Annotated in this window: 19 protein-coding genes; 8 read left to right on the plus strand and 11 right to left on the minus strand. The window is 45.1% G+C overall.

The features are described 5' to 3' along the window. The first annotated feature begins 8 nt into the window (after nt 1–8). The 3 genes from glpK (at nt 9) to ABQ275_RS19450 (ending at nt 3,811) form a co-directional block, all read left to right on the plus strand. Nucleotides 9–1,502, plus strand: coding sequence for a glycerol kinase GlpK (gene glpK / locus ABQ275_RS19440; protein ID WP_349314818.1), 1,494 nt, complete (start codon nt 9–11; stop codon nt 1,500–1,502). 52 nt (nt 1,503–1,554) lie between these two features. Beyond that, entirely contained in the window at nt 1,555–2,265 is a 711-nt protein-coding gene (locus ABQ275_RS19445; protein ID WP_349314819.1) for an MIP/aquaporin family protein, read from the plus strand. A 232-nt stretch (nt 2,266–2,497) separates the two neighbouring features. Continuing rightward, nucleotides 2,498–3,811 carry an NAD(P)/FAD-dependent oxidoreductase gene (locus tag ABQ275_RS19450; protein WP_349314820.1) on the plus strand — a complete coding sequence of 438 codons (1,314 nt, stop codon included), beginning with the start codon at nt 2,498–2,500 and terminating at the stop codon, nt 3,809–3,811. A 188-nt stretch (nt 3,812–3,999) separates the two neighbouring features. Here the strand turns inward: ABQ275_RS19450 and ABQ275_RS19455 are convergent, their stop codons facing one another. Next, on the minus strand, nt 4,000–5,292 hold the full coding sequence (locus ABQ275_RS19455; RefSeq protein WP_349314821.1) for a DUF5103 domain-containing protein: 1,293 nt from the start codon (nt 5,290–5,292) through the stop codon (nt 4,000–4,002). A gap of 169 nt (nt 5,293–5,461) precedes the next feature. Here ABQ275_RS19455 and ABQ275_RS19460 point away from each other — a divergent pair, with 169 nt between their 5' ends. Beyond that, on the plus strand, nt 5,462–6,697 hold the full coding sequence (locus tag ABQ275_RS19460; RefSeq protein ID WP_349314822.1) for an FtsX-like permease family protein: 1,236 nt from the start codon (nt 5,462–5,464) through the stop codon (nt 6,695–6,697). A gap of 14 nt (nt 6,698–6,711) precedes the next feature. Here the strand turns inward: ABQ275_RS19460 and ABQ275_RS19465 are convergent, their stop codons facing one another. Then, nucleotides 6,712–7,452, minus strand: a complete 741-nt coding sequence (locus ABQ275_RS19465; protein WP_349314823.1) for an RNA methyltransferase — start codon at nt 7,450–7,452, stop codon at nt 6,712–6,714. A gap of 102 nt (nt 7,453–7,554) precedes the next feature. On the opposite strand from ABQ275_RS19465, the gene ABQ275_RS19470 reads away from it, so the two are divergent. Continuing rightward, the gene (locus ABQ275_RS19470) at nt 7,555–9,990 is read left to right on the plus strand and encodes a BamA/TamA family outer membrane protein (protein WP_349318800.1); all 2,436 of its coding nucleotides are present in this window, start codon (nt 7,555–7,557) and stop codon (nt 9,988–9,990) included. Here ABQ275_RS19470 and truB read toward each other — a convergent pair. Continuing rightward, entirely contained in the window at nt 9,971–10,666 is a 696-nt protein-coding gene (gene truB, locus ABQ275_RS19475; protein ID WP_349314824.1) for a tRNA pseudouridine(55) synthase TruB, read from the minus strand. The genes ABQ275_RS19470 and truB overlap by 20 nt on opposite strands. Before the next feature lie 157 nt (nt 10,667–10,823). Between truB and ABQ275_RS19480 the strand changes: the two genes are divergently transcribed. Then, nucleotides 10,824–11,627 carry a class I SAM-dependent methyltransferase gene (locus ABQ275_RS19480; protein WP_349314825.1) on the plus strand — a complete coding sequence of 268 codons (804 nt, stop codon included), beginning with the start codon at nt 10,824–10,826 and terminating at the stop codon, nt 11,625–11,627. 126 nt (nt 11,628–11,753) lie between these two features. Here ABQ275_RS19480 and ABQ275_RS19485 read toward each other — a convergent pair whose 3' ends face one another. From ABQ275_RS19485 to ABQ275_RS19495, 3 genes are all read right to left on the minus strand, one after another. After that, on the minus strand, nt 11,754–12,488 hold the full coding sequence (locus tag ABQ275_RS19485) for a shikimate dehydrogenase (protein ID WP_349314826.1): 735 nt from the start codon (nt 12,486–12,488) through the stop codon (nt 11,754–11,756). A 121-nt stretch (nt 12,489–12,609) separates the two neighbouring features. Beyond that, nucleotides 12,610–13,374, minus strand: a complete 765-nt coding sequence (locus tag ABQ275_RS19490) for a phosphosulfolactate synthase (protein WP_349314827.1) — start codon at nt 13,372–13,374, stop codon at nt 12,610–12,612. A gap of 177 nt (nt 13,375–13,551) precedes the next feature. Beyond that, nucleotides 13,552–14,973, minus strand: coding sequence for a tetratricopeptide repeat protein (locus ABQ275_RS19495; protein ID WP_349314828.1), 1,422 nt, complete (start codon nt 14,971–14,973; stop codon nt 13,552–13,554). Nucleotides 14,974–15,126: 153 nt separating this feature from the next. Between ABQ275_RS19495 and ABQ275_RS19500 the strand changes: the two genes are divergently transcribed. Next, on the plus strand, nt 15,127–15,522 hold the full coding sequence (locus ABQ275_RS19500; RefSeq protein ID WP_349314829.1) for a hypothetical protein: 396 nt from the start codon (nt 15,127–15,129) through the stop codon (nt 15,520–15,522). Between the two features lie 129 nt (nt 15,523–15,651). Here the strand turns inward: ABQ275_RS19500 and ABQ275_RS19505 are convergent, their stop codons facing one another. From ABQ275_RS19505 to pafA, 5 genes are all read right to left on the minus strand, one after another. Further along, complete coding sequence (locus tag ABQ275_RS19505; RefSeq protein WP_349314830.1) at nt 15,652–15,855, minus strand: helix-turn-helix transcriptional regulator; 204 nt, start codon at nt 15,853–15,855, stop codon at nt 15,652–15,654. Continuing rightward, nucleotides 15,852–16,208, minus strand: a complete 357-nt coding sequence (locus ABQ275_RS19510) for a hypothetical protein (protein ID WP_349314831.1) — start codon at nt 16,206–16,208, stop codon at nt 15,852–15,854. Before ABQ275_RS19510 ends, ABQ275_RS19505 begins: the two co-directional genes overlap by 4 nt. A 112-nt stretch (nt 16,209–16,320) precedes the next feature. Then, on the minus strand, nt 16,321–16,968 hold the full coding sequence (locus ABQ275_RS19515) for a hypothetical protein (protein WP_349314832.1): 648 nt from the start codon (nt 16,966–16,968) through the stop codon (nt 16,321–16,323). Nucleotides 16,969–17,017: 49 nt separating this feature from the next. After that, nucleotides 17,018–17,797 carry an enoyl-CoA hydratase-related protein gene (locus ABQ275_RS19520; protein ID WP_349314833.1) on the minus strand — a complete coding sequence of 260 codons (780 nt, stop codon included), beginning with the start codon at nt 17,795–17,797 and terminating at the stop codon, nt 17,018–17,020. Nucleotides 17,798–17,989: 192 nt separating this feature from the next. Continuing rightward, nucleotides 17,990–19,657: an alkaline phosphatase PafA gene (pafA, locus tag ABQ275_RS19525; protein ID WP_349318801.1), complete on the minus strand. Its 1,668-nt coding sequence runs from the start codon at nt 19,655–19,657 to the stop codon at nt 17,990–17,992. A gap of 174 nt (nt 19,658–19,831) precedes the next feature. On the opposite strand from pafA, the gene ABQ275_RS19530 reads away from it, so the two are divergent. Further along, on the plus strand, nt 19,832–21,073 hold the full coding sequence (locus tag ABQ275_RS19530) for a pyridoxal phosphate-dependent aminotransferase family protein (RefSeq protein WP_349314834.1): 1,242 nt from the start codon (nt 19,832–19,834) through the stop codon (nt 21,071–21,073). The last annotated feature ends 15 nt before the right edge of the window (nt 21,074–21,088 follow it).

A 21,088-nucleotide genomic window follows, 5' to 3' on the forward strand; every position in this document is an offset into this window, starting at 1 on the left:
ATTACCGGATGGCCAAATATATTCTTGCATTAGACCAGGGCACGACCAGTTCCCGCGCTATCATTTTTGATCACCAGGGTGGTATTAAAGCAATAGCGCAAAAGGAATTCAGGCAAATATTTCCACAACCCGGATGGGTAGAGCACGATGCCATGGAGATATGGACCTCACAAGCCAGCGTAGCGGCGGAAGTCCTGCTCAAAGCACGTGTAACCGGTGCAGATATCGCAGCCATCGGTATTACCAATCAACGCGAAACCACCATTGTATGGGATAGAAAAACCGGCAAACCCATTCACAACGCTATCGTATGGCAGGATCGCCGCACCGCCGCCTATTGCGATGCGTTGAAAAAAGAAGGCAAAGAACCCCTCGTACAAAGTAAAACAGGACTCATCATAGATGCGTACTTCTCCGCTACCAAAGTAAAGTGGCTGCTGGACAACGTTCCGGACGCAAGAAAGAAAGCAGAGAACGGCGAACTCGCCTTTGGTACCGTAGACAGCTGGCTGACCTGGAATTTCTCCAACGGCCAGCTACATATCACCGACGTGAGTAATGCTTCCCGCACATTGTTGTATAATATCCACGATATGAAATGGGATGAGGAATTACTCGCCCTCTTTGAAATACCAGCTTCCATGCTACCGGAAGTAAAACAATCCAGCGAAGTATACGGCTATTCAGAAGCTAACCTTACCCCCTACCGTATTCCTATCGCGGGTATTGCAGGCGACCAGCAGGCAGCCCTGTTCGGACAGCTGTGCACTACACCGGGCATGATCAAGAACACTTATGGTACCGGCTGTTTTATGGTGATGAATACCGGCGAAAAGCCCATCCCTTCTAAAAACAACCTGCTCACTACAGTGGCCTGGCAGATAAACGGTAAAACCAGCTATGCACTGGAAGGCAGCATCTTCATTGGTGGCGCTGTGGTGCAATGGCTCCGTGATGGACTAGGTATCATCCGCCATTCTGCTGATGTGGAAAAGCTGGCAGCTACTGTGCCGGATAGCGATGGCGTTTATATGGTGCCTGCCTTTGCAGGATTAGGCGCCCCTTACTGGAATCAGCATGCACGTGGCACCATGGTGGGGCTCACCCGTGGCTCCAGTGCGGCACATATTGCGCGCGCTGCGCTGGACAGCATCGCCTATCAAACCATGGATGTGCTGAAAGCCATGGAGGCTGATGCAGGCATGCCTATCAAAGAACTGCGTGTAGACGGCGGCGCTACAAAGAACAACCTGCTCATGCAATTCCAGGCCGACCTCCTACAGGTACGTGTAGTCCGCCCCGTTATAACGGAAACGACTGTACTCGGCGCTGCTTATCTCGCCGGACTGGCAGTAGGTTATTGGGATAGCATCGAATCCATTGCAGAACAATGGCAGGTAGATGCCACCTTCGACGCCGCTATGGAAGAGACGCAGCGCAACAAACTTTGCGGTGGCTGGAAACGCGCCATCAAAGCCGCGCAAGCCTGGACCGAAGAATAAGTGTCAAGCAAACAAATTATATTCCGTCATTCGCCATCTGTAATTCTTATTTATGTCACCTTTTTTAGCCGAAATACTCGGAACTGCATTTATCATTGCACTCGGAGATGGTGTAGTCGCCAACGTTATCCTGAATAAATCCAAAGGCAACCAGGGCGGATGGATCGTTATTACCATGGGATGGGCCATGGCTGTATTTGTTGGCGTGTATTGCGCCGGACAATACAGCGGCGCCCACCTGAACCCTGCTGTCACCATAGCCCTCGCTATCAAGGGAGATTTCAGCTGGGCCCTGGTACCTTCGTATTTCGCCGCACAAATGATGGGCGCCATGCTCGGTGCATTCCTCGTCTGGATAAGCTACAAGAAACAATTTGACGCTACTGCTGACGCAGAAACCAAGCTGGCTGTATTTTGTACGATACCGGCTATACGAAATCCCTGGTATAATTTTCTGACTGAGTTTGTAGCCACCCTCGTTTTTATTCTGGCTGTATTCTTCATCACCAAACCAGCCACCGGTATAGGGTCGCTGGATGCTTTACCCGTGGCATTTTTAGTGCTGGCTATCGGATTATCATTGGGCGGGCCTACCGGCTATGCTATCAATCCGGCCAGGGACCTGGGTCCCAGGATCATGCATGCGATACTACCTATTTCCGGGAAACGCAACAGCGACTGGGGATATGCCTGGGTACCGATTGTAGGACCACTGGCAGGCGCAGCAGCAGCGGCTGTTATATTTAAATGCTTCCTTCAATAATTCTTCCGGGTTCAGGATAAGCCATCTCCGCGGAATGGCTTATCCTGAACCCGGAAATATCAACATTTAACCTCTCATCAACATATAAACTTTCATTATTTTCTGAAAGTTTTGTAACTTTGATAAACTTTTGACAATGGTATAGCATTTGCCGGACAGCTATGATTACAAGGTGTTAAATTATTCAGCGCGACACATCCGCATTTTGCTGTACAAATTAAACAGATGAATTATGATTCAGCCTAACATTCCGGCAACAACTCAACCGCGTGTAGTAATTGTAGGAGGCGGATTCGGTGGCATCAACCTGGCCAAACACCTCAAAAATGCACCCGTACAGGTAGTATTATTGGATAGAAATAATTATCACCTCTTTCAACCGCTGCTCTACCAGGTATCCACTGCCGGGCTGGAACCGGATAGTATCGCTTTTCCGCTGCGTGGCATTTTCAGGAAACAAAAAAATATCGTATTCCGCATGGCGGAAGTAACCGGCATCCGGACTACAGAAAACATCCTGGAAACCGGTATCGGCGAAATACCCTACGATTATCTCATATTTGCTACCGGTAGTAATACCAACTTCTTTGGCAACAAAAACATTGAGGAACACGCCATCGGCATGAAATCACTCATTGAAGCTGTGCAAATAAGAAACTACGTCATAAAACAATTTGAAGAAAGCCTGTTGCTCCGTGATCCGGAAGAAATAAAACCCAAACTTAATTTTGTAATGGTGGGCGGTGGTCCCACTGGTGTAGAACTGGCGGGCGCCTTTGCGGAATTACGCAAATATATCATGCCTAAAGACTACCCCGCCCTGCCACAATCACTGATGAATGTTTACCTGATTGAAGCAGGTCCCAGGTTACTCGCTTCCTTCAGTGAAAAAACATCACAGAAAACACAGGCATCCCTGCAGGAACTCGGCGTGCACGTAATGTGCAACACCGGCGTAAAAGAATACGACGGTCATACCGTCACCCTCAGCACCGGTGAAGTAATCCATAGCCAATCACTCTTGTGGTCTGCCGGCGTGAAAGGCGTGCCTGTAAACGGATTGCCACCCGACATCCTCTTACCAAACGGCCGCATTCTTGTCAATGACTTTAACCTGGTACAAGGTTACTCCAATGTATACGCCATCGGTGATATTGCACAAATGACGAATGACCAGCGTTTTCCAAAAGGATACCCGATGGTGGCGCAGGTAGCCATACAACAGGGTAAAAACCTGGCCCAGAACATCCGTCTTTTACTGGAAAATAAACCCCTGAGAGGATTTGTCTACAAGGATCTCGGCAGCATGGCCACCATAGGACGGAACAGGGCCGTAGCCGAATTCGCCAACATACACCTGAGCGGCTATTTCGCCTGGATCGTGTGGATGGTTGTACACCTTATGAGCCTACTCGGATTCAGAAATAAACTGGTGGTTTTCATCAACTGGTTCTACCGCTACTTTACATACGAAAGAGGTACACGTATCATCATCAAACGCGGCGCCGCCAATATTGTGAAACTGCGGCAATCAGTAGGAGTATGACCAGGATTAAAGGATTTCCAGGATTTTCCCTGATGGGTGTTTTGTTGATAGATATTTGTTGTTTTTAATTTTTCAATAGAGAAGCCCTGGTTATGACTACCAGGGCTTTTATTTTATTTTATTTTAATAATAAATGTCTATCAACAAAACACCCATCAGGGAAAATCCTGGAAATCCTTTAATCCTGGTCATTTGCGGTTTAATATAGAGTTCAACGTTATACTGGATACCAGCTCATCAGACCTTCCTCCCAGCGGGCGGAAATACAATAGAATGGTATAATTATTTTCTGTTTCCCAGTAATCGCCTTCTGTCAGGTCTGTATTAAATTTTGGATGCGGTAATGTTTTATCTACCAGTCCGTAGATATAATTGTAGTACCCCTGTTTCAGAAAAAGCGTGCCTTCATAAGCCCGGCTGGCGCCATTATAGGTAAGTTTGTTCGTACTGTTACATTCGTAGCTGGTCATCTCTCCAAAGATGTACATATCATAACCGGCATAAGGTTCAGGCGCTACAAAAGAAAAATGTACTGATGCATAATCGCCTTCAAAATTAGGGTTATAATCATCCAGTGTGGCGAGATAAAATTTACCATTTACATCTTTGATAAACTGGTATACTTTATCTGCCCGCTCATGATCAGGAACGGCATATACATCCGTACTGCTGCTGTGATATTCTGATCGTTGTACCCTTTCTGTCTGCAAACGAAAACTCCGCAAATCAATCCAGCGGTATTCCTTTCCTCCGGGTATCACACAATCAATTTCTGTATTATACTTGATCACATTGCCATTAATAAACTGTGGTTTCAGATTGGTGATGGCATTGTCCCAGCGGTAGTTCTGAAGGATCACCACCTTCACCTGGTCAAAAGGGTTCTGAATGTTCAGGGCTCCCATATTAACTTCAAAATTCACTTTCTGATGTGTGCGGAATAACTTAGGGCTTACCGGCTGCTGGATATAACCAGACAATCCTGCTTTATTCTCTACTACAAACATTCTCCGGGTAAAGGCCAGTTGCGTGGTGTCACTGTCCAGGTACACTTTCAGCAGGTAGTTACCGGATTTTACCGGATAGCTGTTAGTGCCGGGCAGCTGTACGCTATAGTGGGTATACCTTTGCAGGGCAACACTCGACAACCGGTAATCAAGGATCCTTGTTTCGGAAAACCCGCGCATATAATCAAACGGATTCACCTGCGCCTGCGTCCAGTCGGCATTACAGAGAACAAAAGAATAATAGTAGTTCTTTACATCATTATCCATGTCATCAAAAGACAACTCCAGCTTCTCACCACCACCTATCGTATACATAGGCATACTCAGCGGATCTCCCTGCTGGTTGAATTTTACTGACTTAATATTGTTGTAATAAACGTGGTCCGGAGTGATGACGTTTACCTGCGCAGCCGCACTGCCGGTAAACAGGAATGGTATCAAAACCATTATAAGAATAAATGCTGCTGTACGCATACTGGCTATTTGATAGTATTCAAGTTACAACTATTTTGAGATTTACAGATTTACGGATTTTGAGATTTACGGATTTTGAGAGATTTGATTTGCTACATTTGCTTTAGTAGTAAATCATTTTCTGAAACAACATGTTCAGATAGCTACCCAAAAAATCATACAATCAGTAATGCGTTTATCTTCTTTCATTGCCAGGCGGATTGCTTTTAACAAAGCGTCTTCATTTTCAAAATTCATTATCAACATCGCGATTGCAGCTACTGCCATCAGCGTAGCGGTAATGATCCTGGCAACGGCCCTTGTAAACGGCTTTCAGCAGGTTATCCAGGAAAAGATATTCAGCTTCTGGGGGCACCTGCATATCAACCAGTACCAACCCAATGCCGGCCCGCTGACAGAAGAAATCCCCTTTACTTCCACGCATACACTCATAGACAGTATTAAGCTGGTACCAGGTATAAAAACCATCAGCAGCTACGCCACCAAATCTGCCATCATTAAATCTGAAAAAGAAATAGACGGCATTATTTTTAAAGGCGTGGATAAAAACTACGACTGGCCGCAGCTGCAACGGTTTATGCAGGCTGGCAGATCGCTACAATTCAATGATAGCAGTTATTCCCCCGAAATAATGATCTCGGCTTCTACCGCTAAAGATCTACAGATAAAACCAAACGATAAAGTGATCGTATACTTTATCCAGGGCGGTGGTTTACCACCACGCGCACGCAAGCTCACTGTATCAGGCATCTATAAAACCGGCATCGAAGAATATGATAAAACCTATGTGATCGGTGATCTCAACCTTGTACGTAAACTCAATGACTGGGATACAGCACAGGTAGGCGGTTATGAAATTACGCTGAATGATTACAGCACCATGAACGATGTAAGTCATACCATCGACAGCACCGCACTGTCGGACGAATTGTTTAGCCGTACCATCCGCGATATCTATCCCAATATTTTCGACTGGCTTCAATTACAGAACCAGAATGAACTGATTATTATTGTGATCATGACAATTGTAGCCATTATCAACATGATCACGGCCATTCTCATCCTGATCCTGGAACGCACCAATATGGTAGGCATCTTAAAAGCCCTCGGTATGCGCAACTGGCAAATGCAGAAAATATTTGTAATACAGGCAGGATACATCATACTCATGGGAATGCTCATCGGCAATTTCTTCGGACTGGGACTGGCCTTTCTTCAACAAAGCACGGGTCTGTTCAAGCTCCCGGAAGAATCTTATTATATGTCTGTAGCCGCCATCTCCATCAACTGGGTAGAGATCCTGCTGATTAATCTCGGCACTTTTACCATTTGTATCCTTGTATTGCTGATCCCTTCCCTGATCATCCGGAAAATCACACCAGTAAAGGCGATACAGTTTAAATAGTTTTATTTCATCTGTTAAATAAGCAGTCTCCCGCAAATGATACCTGCGGCTACGGCGGCATTGAGCGATTCTGCTCCGCCAAGGCGGGGAATGGTGATACGGTGTGTAGCCATCGCCGTTACTTCTGGCGTCAGCCCACGGCCTTCATTACCGATAAGGATAATACCTTCTTTGATAACCGGGTAGTCCGCAATATTGTTCCCATGCAGTGTAGCAGCAAAAGAAGGAAGGCTGGTTTGCCGTAATAAGTCCTGTATATCGTGTTCGGCTATACGTACTCTGGCAATACTACCCATAGTGGCTTGTATGGTTTTAGGATTATATACATCCACACAGTCCGGTGAACAAATGATCTGTGGAATACCAAACCAATCGGCGATACGAATAAGTGTTCCCATGTTACCGGGGTCCTGTATGGCTTCCAGCGCCAGGGCAACGGTACCGGCAGCTGGCAGCTGATCAGCGGCTACCGGCATATCCAGTAAAGCCATGGCATTGTGAGGGGTTGTAAGCGCAGATAGTTGTTTCAATACAGCAGCATCTACTTCTATTACTGCATCTGCCGGCAGATGCGCGAATAGCGCCGCATGCAGCTCCAACCAATCTTTTGATGCAAACACCGCTTTCACCGGCATGCCCGCCTGTAGCAGCTCCTGCACTATCTTATCGCCTTCTGCTATATACTGGCTGGATTTTTGACGGTTTTTTTTGTGCTGTAATGATTGAATATATTTAATTTGCGCCTTTGACAACATGGGACCAAACCTACACGATTTCTTTTAATCAGCCAAGAAGAGGCATGGTAACCAGTCAGGACAGAATTACCTTTAAAAATATTAATAACGCTTTTGCCCGTGATGCAGCTGCCACCCGAATCAAGGATTTTCCTGCTGAAATATTTGCTGCTATTGGCTGTACTGCTGGCTTTGGGCGCTTGCTCCAATACTAAGTACCTGCAAAAAGATCAGTCGTTATATGTGAGTAGTAAGGTAGATGTGAATGGAGATATCCTCAATTCCGAGAAACAGGATCTCCGTAGTTCGCTCTCCTCTAAGTCATTGATGACACAACAACCCAACAAAAAATTGCTGAACAGCCGCATTAAGGTATGGCTGTACAATCAAAAATATAATGAGAAAAAATCCAACTGGTTCTGGAATATCGTGCTATCTAAAAGAAATCTGGAAGAACCGGTAGTCTATGACTCTCTCAAAACAAAAGAGTCTGTCTCCCGGATGACCAGTTATCTCCATAACCAGGGCTTCTTTTATGCTTCCGTAGCCTATGCGGAAAAAATGAAACGCCATAAAACCAGTGTTACCTACGCCGTAACAACCGGTAAGAACTTTGTACTGGACAAAATCACCTACGATGTACCGGATACCGCTATCCTGGCCATTGTACACGCTAATGAAAGGTTATCACTGATTAAAAAAGGTGTGGCATTTAAATCTGCTACCCTGTCTTCCGAAAGAGAAAGGCTCACAAGGATCATCAAAGATGCCGGTTATTACAAGTTTAACCGTGATGCCATAGAGTTTACGGTTGATACACTTAACAAGGCATTGTTCCGTAATACCCTCAATCCGTTTGAAGGGTTTGTAAATATTTTTAATGAGAACAAAGGCCGGGAAAAACCCACGATGGATGTGGAAGTACGTATCAAAAACCCGGAGGACGTGGGTGACTCCACCTGGCAGCAGTATCATATCAGCAAAATATATGCATACCCCGACTTCCCCATTAACGGCAATCCTTCAGACAGTAGCCTGAAGGAAGATCTCCGGAAATATGTGACCATCCGCTCCCATCAGGATATACTGAAGCCAAAAATAATGTCGAAGTCCATCCTGCTCAGACCGGGAGAACCTTATTCCTTGCAGCAATACAATAATACCGTTAACAAGCTGTATGACCTGGGTATCTGGCAGTTTGTAACACTCCAGTACAAAGAAAACAAGGATACCGCCAATGCACTGGATGCTTACCTTTTTCTTACGCCCCGCCGCAAACAGGAGCTGGGCGTAAACTTTGAGGTGAGTAACAGTTCCGACTATACGCTGGGATCGGGGGTAAGTCTTAACTACCGGCATATCAACCTGAATAAAAGCGGCACACAGCTGGGTATGAGCCTGAATACAGGCATAGAACTACTCCGCACCCAACAGGGTCCATGGGTATTACAATCCAGGGAATTTGGCGGAGAAGTAAGTCTCACGTGGCCACGCTTTGCACTGCCCTTCAATATAAAGCAGGCAAACCGCTCCAACGTAAAAACCAGGTTATCACTAGGCGCTAACTTCCTGTCACGTATTGAGAAGTTTGACATCTCCAGTATCAATCTTTCCTACGGGTATGACTGGAATGAAACCAGTTATAAACGCTGGATAGTACGCCCTTTCACGCTAAACTACGTGGGCGTTACACTTAACCAGCTATTCAAGGATTCTACTGTAGACAAGAATCCCTATCTGAAACGCAGCTTTGAACCCGCGCTGATAGGTGGAGAAAATATTTCTTTCATCTACAGTAATAATGATCTGCTGCATCAGCGCCATTACAGTTATTTCAGGGTAAACCTGGAAGAGTCAGGTCTGTGGCTGAATGGCATCAACAGCCTGGTAAGTGCCGCCTCCGGGAGAAAGAACAACCTGGAAACGCTGACGAATGTAAATATTTCAAATTTTGTGAAGTTGGAAGCAGATTACCGCCACTTCTGGAAACTGGGTGTTCATGGCGCCCTCGCAACAAGAGTATATGCCGGTGTGGGCATTCCTTACAGCACTTCACAGGTACTCCCTTATATCAGGCAGTTCACTGCCGGTGGTCCTAACAGTATCCGTGCATGGCGTTTACGCACACTGGGGCCCGGCTCTTTTAAAGATTCCTCCTCTACGGCACAGATCTTCCCGGATCAGACAGGTGATATGAAACTGGAAGGCAACGTGGAATACCGCTTCGACCTGCTACGCATGTTTGGTGGTACCATCAACCTCAAAGGCGCCACCTTCCTGGATATGGGCAATATCTGGATGATCAAGAAAGATCCGGACAGACCCGGTTCCGACTTCCAGTTTAATCAACTCTACCGCGACCTTGCTATGGGCACCGGTGTAGGTGTGCGGCTGGACTTCTCTTTCTTCCTCATCCGGCTGGATTGGGGTATACCATTGAAGGTACCTTACTTCACCGGTAATAAAAACGGCTGGTATGTAGGTGAATGGGATCTGAAAGATGGTGAGTGGCGCAAAAACAATATTATCTGGAATATTGCTATTGGTTATCCGTTTTAGGAACGGTGTTGGCTGCAATGAAATCCTCCATGCTGGTGGCATCTTCCAGTTTGAAGGAGCCTATCCTGGTTCTGCAAAGACTGCTCAGATAAGCGCCGCAACCTAAAGCAGCACCATAATCATTTGCTAAAGAACGTATATACGTACCCGTACTGCATACTACCCTGAAATGTACTACAGGCAGTTCGGTTTTAGTGATCTCAAATTCAGTGATTGTAATCCTGCGCGGCTCTACTTTTACGTCCACTCCTTTTCTGGCGAGCAGGTAAATAGGCTTCCCGTTCTGTTTGATAGCGGAATGAATAGGCGGCAACTGCATAATTTCCCCGGTAAAAGGTGCGGTGGCAGCCAGTAACGCAGCTTCATCGATACCGGTGATCTCTTTGAAATTTTCCGGTTCAGACTCTTTATCAAACGTAGGCGTGGTAGCACCTAATGTAAAAGTGCCCGTATATTCTTTTTCCTGCGCCTGGTATTCATTTATTTTTTTTGTCATTTTACCGGTGCAGCAGATGAGCAAACCGGTAGCCAATGGGTCCAGCGTGCCGGCATGTCCTATTTTCGCTTTGGTAACATTTCTTATCTTACGTACTACATCAAAGGAGGTCCACGTTAAAGGTTTATCAATCAGTATCACAGCTCCTTCCAGGTAATTAACATTTTCGTTTGTTTGCATGGCGCAAAGATAACAGATAGCTGTTAGTTTTAACCACTTGCTTTACCTGGAAAGCAATACTGAAAGTGAATGGGCTTCTTTAATCATCTGTAATAAAAAAATAATCTAATGACTAAAAGCTAAAGGCTTTTCCCTAAATTCACGCAATTTTCAAACCATGTCGCTAGAACATCATAAAGACGCAACGCTACGTTACCAACAGCAGGTAGACAATTCACGCAACTACGTACTGCCTTTTATACAGCTGGAGTTTCCTTCCCTGGCAGGACTTCGGGTAATGGAGGTAGGCTGCGGAGAAGGTGGTGTGCTTGCACCGCTGCTGGAAATGGGCTGCAATTGCGTAGGTGTAGACCTTGCACCAGCCCGTATTGAGCTCGCAAAAAGTTTCCTGGAAAAATATACCGCGGCCGGCCAGTTAAAACTGATCGCCCAAAACATCTATGACGTTGATTTCCTGGGAGAGTTCCGCAACTCTTTTGATGTAATCATTCTCAAAGATGCTATTGAACATATTCCTGATCAGGAAAAAATTATTGGTCACCTGAAACAGTTACTCAGTCCACGCGGACAGGTATACTTCGGTTTTCCGCCCTGGTACATGCCTCATGGCGGCCACCAGCAGATTTGTGAAAATAAGTTCCTGAGTATGGTGCCCTATGTTCACCTGCTACCCAAACCTTTATACAATGGGGTGTTGCGCCTCTTCGGAGAACAACAGGATACTATCCAGGACCTGATGGAGGTAAAGTCTACCGGCATCTCTATCGAACGCTTCGAAAGAATTGTAAAACGCCAGCACTATAAGATCACACAACGCCGGTTTTATCTGATCAATCCTATCTACAAATACAAGTTCGGTGTAAATGCCCGCGAACAATGGAAACCCATTGCGGCCATCCCTTTTGTACGGAACTTTGTAACCACCTGCATGTATTACATGATCAAACCGGACCAGGATTAAAAGATTATAAGATTAAACAGGATGGGTGTTTTGTTATTTGAAAATTAAAAACAATAAAATACTTATCCTATTAATAAAAATTAATAAAAACAACAAAACACCCATCCTGTTTAATCTTATAATCCTTTAATCCTGGTTCCAGAGTTCCCACGATGCTTCCGCTTGCAGGATCAGCATTTCATGCCCGTTTTTGATTACAGCGCCTTGTGCAGCGCCGCGTTGCAGGAATAATGTTTCCGGCGGGTTATACACCAGATCATATAGCAGGTGACGGGAAGTAATATATTGATAAGGGATTTCCGGGAGTGTATCAATATGTGGATACATACCCAGCGGTGTAGTATTGATAATGAGTGTATGTGCTTCCATGGCTGCCTGGTCCAGTGAGCTGTAAGATAAAGCCTCATTGGTAGCCTGACGGCTGATGATGGTATAGGCAATCCCCATTTCCTGCAAAGCATATATCACTGCCTTGGCGGCGCCACCGGTACCCAGTACCAGTGCCCGGTTATGATGCGGTTGCAGCAAGGGTTGCAACGAATTTCTAAACCCTATCACATCGGTATTGTAGCCGGTCTTTTTCCCATCTTTAAAACGAATGCAGTTCACAGCGCCTATCTGTGCCGCCGCTTTACTCAGGTCATCGAGATGAGGGATAACCACCTGTTTATAGGGGATCGTAACATTTAATCCATTCAGCTCTGGCTGTTGTTGCAATAAGGTGGGGAAATCGGCGATACCGGGGAGGGGAAAATTCTCATACAGGCATCCTGTTATGTTTTCCTTTTCAAATTTTTGTGCAAAAAAACCTTTGGAAAAGGAGTGGCTGAGCGGATAACCGATGAGGCCATAAATTTTCATGAAGCCATGATTTAATTTGGATATTTTTTTATTTTTTTATTTAGTTATTTGAAATGCAGCGAAGATGACCGGCCGCAATTCAAATAATTAAATAAAAAAATAAAAAAATTCCTACCTAGAATTATTCTTTGTCCAGAAACAAATGAAAGGAGTCTCCTCTCAAGCCGACACGCATGGCTTCGAGGGAAATAACTTCATTTGGTGCGAGGTTGCCGAGGTTGGCGTTACAACCAACCAGCTCCAGGAAGTAGAGTTGTTGTGCTTTCTGTGGAGCTTCCCAGATGATTTTTTCAGCGGGGATCTGTGTCAGGATTTCCTGAACCAGTCCTTCGCGTACTTCACCACTACCGCGATAGATTCCTACGTTACCGCTTTCACGGGCTTCCGCAATGACATAGGTAGCGCCGGCAGATAGTTCTGTACTCATTAATTCGATCCATTTATAGGGAGGAATAATGTGCTCAGCATCTTTGGAACCTACTTCACTGAGTACCAGTCCTATTTTTGCCAGCTTCTCAATATAGCCGCATTTTTCCGCATGGGGGATGATGATAGAACCATCAGAAACCTCCATGTATGTGATCCCGTAATCCTGTACGAGCTTTACATATTCATCGAACTGATTGCGGATGAGGAATGCTTCAAATAAGGTACCACCAAAATAAACAGGGATGTTGGCTGATTGGTAGAGTTCTATCTTTTCACGCAGGTTGGGCGTGACAAAGGCAGTACCAAAGCCCAGTTTCAGGATGTCTACGTGCGGGCCCGACGCTGATAAAAAATTTCTTGCTTCTTCCAAACTAAGCCCCTTATCCATTACCATGGTTAGCCCATGATTGCGGGGTTTCTTTGTCCTTTCCGGGATCTGTGTCAGATTAAAATTCATTTGAAATATTTTTATCTTCTTATTGGTCAGTAAAACACACACTAGTTTTCGCCAGGCAATTCGGGTAGCTTAGTAGCAATTTTAGTAACCGGGAATACGATTGGCTTTCGTTCATGACAATTAAAAGCCGGCGCAAAAATAAGAAGTATACTTCATTTTAAAAGTAATTAACATTGGTTAACGTTTGCGACGGTATTGTGCAATGAGGTCTACAACACTTACATGCTGTAATATAGCGGGATCCAGCTCCACAAGTTTTTTTAGAATCTTGGGTGCTTGTTGCAGGGCGGTCTCCAGGTGAAGCAGCCCTTCCTTGGTTTTTCCCATGGCAATCAGGATAGCGGCACGGAAGTAAATAAATACCGGCTTGCGGCCGGCTTTTTCCTCTGCTGTGGCTAGTTGTACGAGTGCTTCCTCCAGGAAACCGGATACATATAATCCTTTAATCAGCTCCTGCCAGGGTTGGGCACTCTTAGGCCGGATCCGTACTGCATTCATAAAATGCACCAGCGCATCCTTGTCCTTGCCCAGCTCCAGGTAGCATTCGCCCAGGCTCATATTGTATTCGGCGCTCTGTTTGTTGATTTTCAGTGCGTTCAGTAATGATTTGGCGCCGTTTTCCCAGTTTTCCTCCATCATATAAGCCACGGCGATCTTATAGTACAGCTTATCATCGTTAGGACTCAGGTGAGAAGCCTTCCGGTAATAATAACGGGCCTGGGTATATTTACGCTGCCGCTCATAACAGTGGCCGATGGCCTCATAGATCACGTCTTCCGGTTTGGCTATTTCCAGGTGTTTCTGCAGCACCTCTATGGCATCTGCATACTTACGGAGACGGATATAGGCATCGCCCATATTGCGATAGGCATAGTCAAATTTCTCGTCAATGGCTACGGCATACTGATAGGCGTCGATAGCCTTTTCATACAGTTTAAGCCCCTGATAGGCCGTGCCCAGGTTGAACCAGGCCAGGTGATTATAGGGATGCTCATCAATGATATAGGTATGTAAACGGATACTTTCCTCGTTACGACCGGTAAATTCCGTCCAGAAGCAGATCTTGTGTAAGGCCTCCTCGCTGGTAGGGTCAAATTCCAGGGCCATTTTAAGGCAATCAAACACTTTTTCAAATTCTTCCCAGTCGTCATACACATCTGCCAGTTCCAGCAGCAATTCCGTCCTGTCTTCGCCGGTAAACTGGTTTATCTGCTCATTCAGCACGTCAGCGGCCTTCTGGTGCTGATTCAGCGCCAGGTACACATCTGTTTGCAGGATATAAAGATTGATATCGTTCCGGTCCAGAACCGCCGCTTTTTCCAGTAAATTCAGGGCTTCCCTGTATTTTTTGGTCTCTATCAGTAAATTGGCCTTTTTAAGTAAGAGGGAGGAAGAGTAAGGGAATTGCTCAATGGCTATTTCAGCAGCCTGTAATGCGATCGGCATTTCGTCCTGCTCGTCATAATAGTCTATGATCTGCTCAAATGAATCCTCGTCCAGAAAAGAATGAGACTTACCCGCCCTGAGATTTTCAAACTGCTGCAACAAGTCTCTCAGATCATCAAAATCCTCGTTTAAAAATGAAAAGTCTTTACTCATTATTGTAAATATAAGATTTTTATCTCTCCCCCAAAAAAGGCACTTCCGGAACCATTTATAAATTTTTTAACATTTTCTTAAGTTTTAGTCGTAAATTGCGTTAAGAATTTGTTATAGAATACATCAGAAAGTTTGTATATTTGTAATACTACAATGAAAAAGAGAATTAACATACCACGCATCTTTTCATTGTCTTGCTTATTGGCGGGCGCTTTGGCGTTATTTGCTATAAAAGTGCAGGCGAACACTAACATCTTGCCCACCGATAACGAAAAAGACAAGGCTAAAAAGACAGACAACACCCATTTTGTGTTGAATACTGCTATGCCCAAAACTAATCTGAGCCTGGATGCAGGGTACCGGTACGCCGGTAGTCTTACCTCAAATTTTAAGTTTACCAATACCAATACGATAAACTTCAAATCGGTACTGACCTACACGAAAGGTAATGTTACCTACGTAGTACCTTACACCGTTCAGATGCCGCAACAACCCGGCAACATGAACTTTCAGAAGCTCCAGATCATTCTGCCGCTTAAGAAAGGCTGACATTGACGTTTCTTCAAGTACAATATGGGCCGGTCAAAAAGTTTAACGACTTTTTGACCGGCCTTTCTTATGCTGTTTTTTATTTTAGGGAGATAAATAGATAGATTTAACACCCTCGATAAACCCCGTCTACAGGTCTGCTTCTTCCAATGTAAAGAGCTCGTCAACCCTGGTTTGAAACACATGCGCCAGTTTCAACGCCAACAAAGTAGAAGGAATAAATTTTCCTGATTCAATAGCATTGATCGTTTGTCTGGATACTTTTATTTTTTCTGCCAACCCCGCCTGTGTCATATCTCTTTTGGCCCGCTCTATTTTAATGGAATTTTTCATGCCCGCTCATTAAATCCGGTAAAGAAAGTCCTGGTATAAAAGATGATGATAGCCAGTACCAGCACGAACATAATGAAGTAAGGGGTGTGCTGTAAATCAAAGCCTGTCACTTCTTTGTTGTGCAGATAGGCGAGCAACAATTCCAACAGGTATCCCACCGCAAAACTGACCATTAAGGCTTCCGTACGCAGCTTGCCTGCTCTTTCATCTTCCACTTTTTCTTTGGAAAAGAAAAGAAGAAATAATCCTGTCATTATCAGCAATTCAGATCCCGGCTGCATATGATTTATCATAAAAACAGGAATGCCGGCAACAATAAAACCCAGGGCAAAATATTTGGTTCGGGTAAGCATAAAGAATAATTATGTAAAGTAAACTTGACTAAAAGTAAACTTTATTTTACATAAAAATATATTTATCGCTCAAAAAATCAGGGGAAAATCTTTTATATCCACAATCCGGTGGTTACATATTTTTCAGTTCTTCCTGGCTCACTACTTTATAGCCGGTTTTCGGTACATCAAAATAAGAAGCCGGGATTGGGAATAACTCTACTTTAGTAGCTATAACACGGGTTCTGGAGCCGGTTTTGGTGAGAATTTCAAATTCCAGCGGAATACCTTTCAGGTTTACAAAACGACGGTTATACTGTTTATTTTCCGGGATCAGGTCAGTGGCATAATATACTTCAAAGGTCTTTCCGTCGGGCATGGTGCCTATTGACTTCCTACAGGTGTAACCCGCTATCTGCTTGGTTTCCGCCTGATCTTTGAACTGGATATTTTCATATTGTTTGAGATCCTTTTCATATTGGTCTTTCCCGGCGCGGATCAGGTATTTGGTGCCATGCTGGTCAATCAGTGTGGTCATAGTAGCGTCCTTGCTATTGATCAGATAAGTATAGCGGACGATATTGAAATTCATATCTATTCTGCTTTGTTGTCCGCGCATATACTGGGTAAAAGTACTCCCCTCCAGCATGGCGTCCATTTGCAGTTGTTCCGGTGGCAGCTCCATTTTATAAATGATCTTGGCATCCGAAACAATGCGCTGTGCCTGTATAAAACCGGCAAAACACAAGAGAAAAAAAGTTAAAAACAACCGATATAACATATAGTGATGTATTGGTTAGTGGTTGATTAGTAAATGGTTAAAAAACTAACTACCATACAAGCTTTTCTTTACTTAAAAAGGCGGCTATTCCGCGTTTACAGTCTTCATGACCACGGGTAAGGGCATTCAATTCTGCGGCATGCTTCAGTCCATTTTCAAGTGGTAAGTCCAACACTGTGCCAATCAATTTTTTGGTCACTGTCAGTGAGTGGGCAGAGGCATCATTACATAGGCTGGCAGCCACTTTTGCCACTTGTGTATTAATTTCCGCTGCGGGTATTACCGCCGTGATCAGGCCATCCTGTGCAGCCTTTTCTGCTGTTACCAACCTGCCGGTGAGCAACAGTTCCCGGGCACGGCCCTCCCCTATTTTGCGAACCAGGAATATCGCTACCAGCGCAGGTACAAAGCCTATTTTCACTTCTGTATACCCCAGCATAGCTTCCGGTACCACATAGCTCAGATCACAGAGTGTTACCAGCCCGCAGCCGCCTGCTACCGCATGGCCTTCCACCTGAGCGATTACAATCTTATCAAGTTCATGGATCTGCCGGAATAATTGCATGAGTTGCTGCGAATCTGCGAGGTTTTCATCATAGGTGTTTTGCTGAAGCTGTTGCAGGTATTCGAGATCAGCGCCGGCGCAAAAAGCATCTCCGTTTCCCTTCAATACAATCACTTTCACGGCATCATCTGCGGCAGCTGCTGTAAAAGCCTGTTGCAGTTCGGCTACCAGTAACCCGTTCAGGGCATTGCGTTTTTCAGGTCGGTTCAGGATAATGGTGGCAACCCGGTCAGCAACAGTATATAGCAAAAAGGAAAATACCATAAGATCAGGAATTACAAATTACAAATCAGACCAGGATTTGGCTGATGAATAAAATTAACGGGATGAGGGAAGATGGAAACGAAAAAAAATATTTATCCGCTTCTGTCTTCGCTCATCCCGTTAATTTTATTAATCGGTTTAATCAGTCCGGTTTGTATTTTTTTCTATGGTAATCTAAGAAAAAAAACAGACTTACTTTGTAATCTCTCCAATCGCCTGTCCTACATTACCGCTGGGCATCTGTATATGCAATAAAGCGGCCAGTGTAGGCGAAATATCTGTCATGCCAATAGTACGGTTGGTTTTACCCGGTTGTATGCCCCAGCCCATCCATACCAGCGGAATATGTGCATCGTAAGGATACCAGGTGCCATGGGTGGTACCTGTTTTCCCGCCATCCATATAACCGGAGGCGAGTACCAGCTGAATATCTCCACTTCTTTTGGCATTGTAACCATTGACCATCATAGAACGCATGGGTTCTGGCAGTGTGGTGGTCAGCACGTCTCTGTTAGGGAATGCATTCACTACAGCAGGTAATTTCAATAATTCTGTGATGATATACTGCTGTATTTCAGGTTCGTTTTTACCAGCATCCGTAATCGCATCATGATTGAGCCAGAACTGGTAGTTATCCGTGGCCTTGATAGCATTTTTCACACCGAATTTAGTGCTCACTTTTTCGTTCATCGCCTGCATCGCCCTGTAAGAGCTGAAAGTACCGCCAGGCAATTTATTTTCTTCCATAAAGCCTGATACATGCGCTACACCGTGATCGGCAGTGATAAAGAACAGGTACTGGCCTTTACCTACTTTAGCATCCAGGTATTGAAAAAGAGTGGCCAGGTCGTGATCCAGGCGCAGATAGGTATCTTCTGCTTCAACGGAGTTGGGACCAAACTGGTGGCCTACGTAGTCGGTAGAAGAAAGGCTGATTGCCAGGAAATCTGTTACACTTCCCTGACCCAGGTTATACGCTTCCATTGCTTTTTTGGCAAATTCCAGTGTCATGGTGTTACCAAAGGGAGAAGCAGCAATTGTACCATTGGCAATTTTGCTCAGGTCATGCGGAAAAGACGAGCCGGAAGCGCCTTTGTAGCTGCCTTCATAAGGTTTTTCATCTGCTGTGCTGAGGGTGTAACTGGCAACCGGGTAAAGTGTTGTCCAGGGTTTACTCAGGTATTGCTGTGGCCATTTCTGGCTGTTGTATTCCTGTGCCCATGCCGGCAGTTCATTCATGTAATAAGTGCTGGTTACCCAGTTACCGGTACCGCCATCATACCAGAAAGCCGCGTTGGCACTATGTCCGGCGGGGAGGATAGCGCCGCGGTCTTTAATAGCCACGCCCACTACTTTACTCTGGAAATTATTGGATAACCGCAATTCATCACCGATGGTAGTTACGTACATATTGCGCGGGCTCATTTTGCCGGCGGCGGAAGTGCTGCCCAGTGTTGATACGGTGCTGTCTTCTGTACAGTAGATGCTGCGGCCGGCCTCATTACTATACCAGGTGTTGCCGATAATACCATGAACAGCAGGTACAGAGCCGGTATACACGCAGGTATGACCACAGGCGGTGATGGTAGGAGAATAGTTGATCAATGTATTTTCACATGAAAACCCTTCCTGCAACAATCTTTTAAATCCTCCTGTTGTATATCTGTTGCCATAGCGATACAGGTAATCCCAACGCATCTGATCTACTACAACGCCTACAACCAATTTAGGTCTGGCAGGTTTTTTGGCAGTTTTAGATGCAGCATGGTGATTAAAGGGTTTCGGAGAGGTTGCTTTCTGCGCCCATACAGCCGGCGCTATGGCCAGGAGGACGATTAATACAAGATTTGTCCGTTTCATCACGTTGTTAATAATTTAAAAGGTATGAGCAAATCCCTGATACAGGGTGATATTCATATATGTAATTTTCAAAAGACGAGGGGCAAATGTAAACCAAGTTTACAAAAAGTAATATTTTAATACCTTTGTGTCCGTTTTTATTGGAAGCAATTAACCATTACATAATAATAGCGTATGGATATTTTCGAGAAACTGCTGAAACACATGGGCCCCATCGGGGAGCATTCAGACAGAGCCCATGGCTATTTCGCATTCCCTAAACTGGAAGGAGAAATAGGTCCCCGCATGAATTTCCGGGGCAAAGAAAAAATTGTCTGGAGCCTTAACAACTACCTGGGGTTGGCCAACCACCCCGAAGTTCGTTCCACGGACGCTAAAGCTGCAGCCGATTTTGGCCTCGCCTCCCCTATGGGCGCCCGCATGATGAGCGGCAACACCAATTACCATGAGCAACTGGAAAATGAACTTTCCGACTACATGGGTAAAGAAGATACTTCCTTGCTTAACTACGGCTACCAGGGCATCATGAGTGCTATTGATGCTGTTTGCGGCCGCAGGGATGTAATTGTTTATGATGCAGAATGCCACGCCAGCATCCTCGATGGCCTGCGCCTGCACCCCGGCAAACGTTATGTGTTCAAGCATAACGACATGGAAGATTTTGAAAAACAAATGAAACGTGCAACTGAACTGGCCAAAACCCAGGGTGGTGGTATCCTTGTTGTAACAGAAGGTGTTTTCGGTATGGCCGGTGATCAGGGCAAACTGAAAGAAATCGCTGCTTTCAAGGATAAGTATGAATTCCGCCTGTTGGTAGATGATGCACACGGTTTTGGTACAATGGGTAAAACCGGCGCCGGTACTGGTGAAGAACAGGGTGTACAGGACAAAATCGATCTTTTGTTCAACACTTTCGCCAAGTCAGGTGCTTCCATCGGTGCTTTTATCAGCGGCGACAAAGCCATTATTAACTTCCTGCGCTACAACATGCGCTCACAGATCTTTGCCAAATCCATTCCTTTACCTATCGTCATCGGCCACCTGAAACGGGTACAGCTGATGCGCCAGCATCCGGAAATGAAAGCAAAACTGTGGGAGAATGTAACGAAACTGCAAAACGGTCTGAAATCCCGTGGCTTCAATATCGGCAGAACCAATTCCCCGGTTACACCGATCTACCTCCAGGGTGATATTCCTGAAGCAACCGCTATGTGCCTGGATCTGCGTGAGAACTATAACATTTTCTGCTCCATCGTGGTATACCCGGTTATTCCAAAAGGACAGATCATCTATCGCCTCATCCCTACTGCATCTCACTCCGATGAGGATATTGAGCTGACATTACAGGCTTTCAGTGAAACCAAAGCTAAACTCGACGAAAAAGTTTACGAGGTAGCGGAAATTCCGATGGTGTAAAAAATATTTACGGAT

It is taken from the genome of Chitinophaga sp. MM2321, from assembly GCF_964033635.1.
Lineage (GTDB): Bacteria > Bacteroidota > Bacteroidia > Chitinophagales > Chitinophagaceae > Chitinophaga.

What these genes read in the sequence shown, in the direction of transcription:
- glpK (WP_349314818.1), top strand. Translation starts at nt 9, where the DNA reads ATGGCCAAATATATTCTTGCATTAGACCAGGGCACGACCAGTTCCCGC.
- ABQ275_RS19445 (WP_349314819.1), top strand. Translation starts at nt 1,555, where the DNA reads ATGTCACCTTTTTTAGCCGAAATACTCGGAACTGCATTTATCATTGCA.
- ABQ275_RS19450 (WP_349314820.1), top strand. Translation starts at nt 2,498, where the DNA reads ATGATTCAGCCTAACATTCCGGCAACAACTCAACCGCGTGTAGTAATT.
- ABQ275_RS19455 (WP_349314821.1), bottom strand. Translation starts at nt 5,292, where the DNA reads ATGCGTACAGCAGCATTTATTCTTATAATGGTTTTGATACCATTCCTG.
- ABQ275_RS19460 (WP_349314822.1), top strand. Translation starts at nt 5,462, where the DNA reads ATGCGTTTATCTTCTTTCATTGCCAGGCGGATTGCTTTTAACAAAGCG.
- ABQ275_RS19465 (WP_349314823.1), bottom strand. Translation starts at nt 7,452, where the DNA reads ATGTTGTCAAAGGCGCAAATTAAATATATTCAATCATTACAGCACAAA.
- ABQ275_RS19470 (WP_349318800.1), top strand. Translation starts at nt 7,555, where the DNA reads ATGCAGCTGCCACCCGAATCAAGGATTTTCCTGCTGAAATATTTGCTG.
- truB (WP_349314824.1), bottom strand. Translation starts at nt 10,666, where the DNA reads ATGCAAACAAACGAAAATGTTAATTACCTGGAAGGAGCTGTGATACTG.
- ABQ275_RS19480 (WP_349314825.1), top strand. Translation starts at nt 10,824, where the DNA reads ATGTCGCTAGAACATCATAAAGACGCAACGCTACGTTACCAACAGCAG.
- ABQ275_RS19485 (WP_349314826.1), bottom strand. Translation starts at nt 12,488, where the DNA reads ATGAAAATTTATGGCCTCATCGGTTATCCGCTCAGCCACTCCTTTTCC.
- ABQ275_RS19490 (WP_349314827.1), bottom strand. Translation starts at nt 13,374, where the DNA reads ATGAATTTTAATCTGACACAGATCCCGGAAAGGACAAAGAAACCCCGC.
- ABQ275_RS19495 (WP_349314828.1), bottom strand. Translation starts at nt 14,973, where the DNA reads ATGAGTAAAGACTTTTCATTTTTAAACGAGGATTTTGATGATCTGAGA.
- ABQ275_RS19500 (WP_349314829.1), top strand. Translation starts at nt 15,127, where the DNA reads ATGAAAAAGAGAATTAACATACCACGCATCTTTTCATTGTCTTGCTTA.
- ABQ275_RS19505 (WP_349314830.1), bottom strand. Translation starts at nt 15,855, where the DNA reads ATGAAAAATTCCATTAAAATAGAGCGGGCCAAAAGAGATATGACACAG.
- ABQ275_RS19510 (WP_349314831.1), bottom strand. Translation starts at nt 16,208, where the DNA reads ATGCTTACCCGAACCAAATATTTTGCCCTGGGTTTTATTGTTGCCGGC.
- ABQ275_RS19515 (WP_349314832.1), bottom strand. Translation starts at nt 16,968, where the DNA reads ATGTTATATCGGTTGTTTTTAACTTTTTTTCTCTTGTGTTTTGCCGGT.
- ABQ275_RS19520 (WP_349314833.1), bottom strand. Translation starts at nt 17,797, where the DNA reads ATGGTATTTTCCTTTTTGCTATATACTGTTGCTGACCGGGTTGCCACC.
- pafA (WP_349318801.1), bottom strand. Translation starts at nt 19,657, where the DNA reads ATGAAACGGACAAATCTTGTATTAATCGTCCTCCTGGCCATAGCGCCG.
- ABQ275_RS19530 (WP_349314834.1), top strand. Translation starts at nt 19,832, where the DNA reads ATGGATATTTTCGAGAAACTGCTGAAACACATGGGCCCCATCGGGGAG.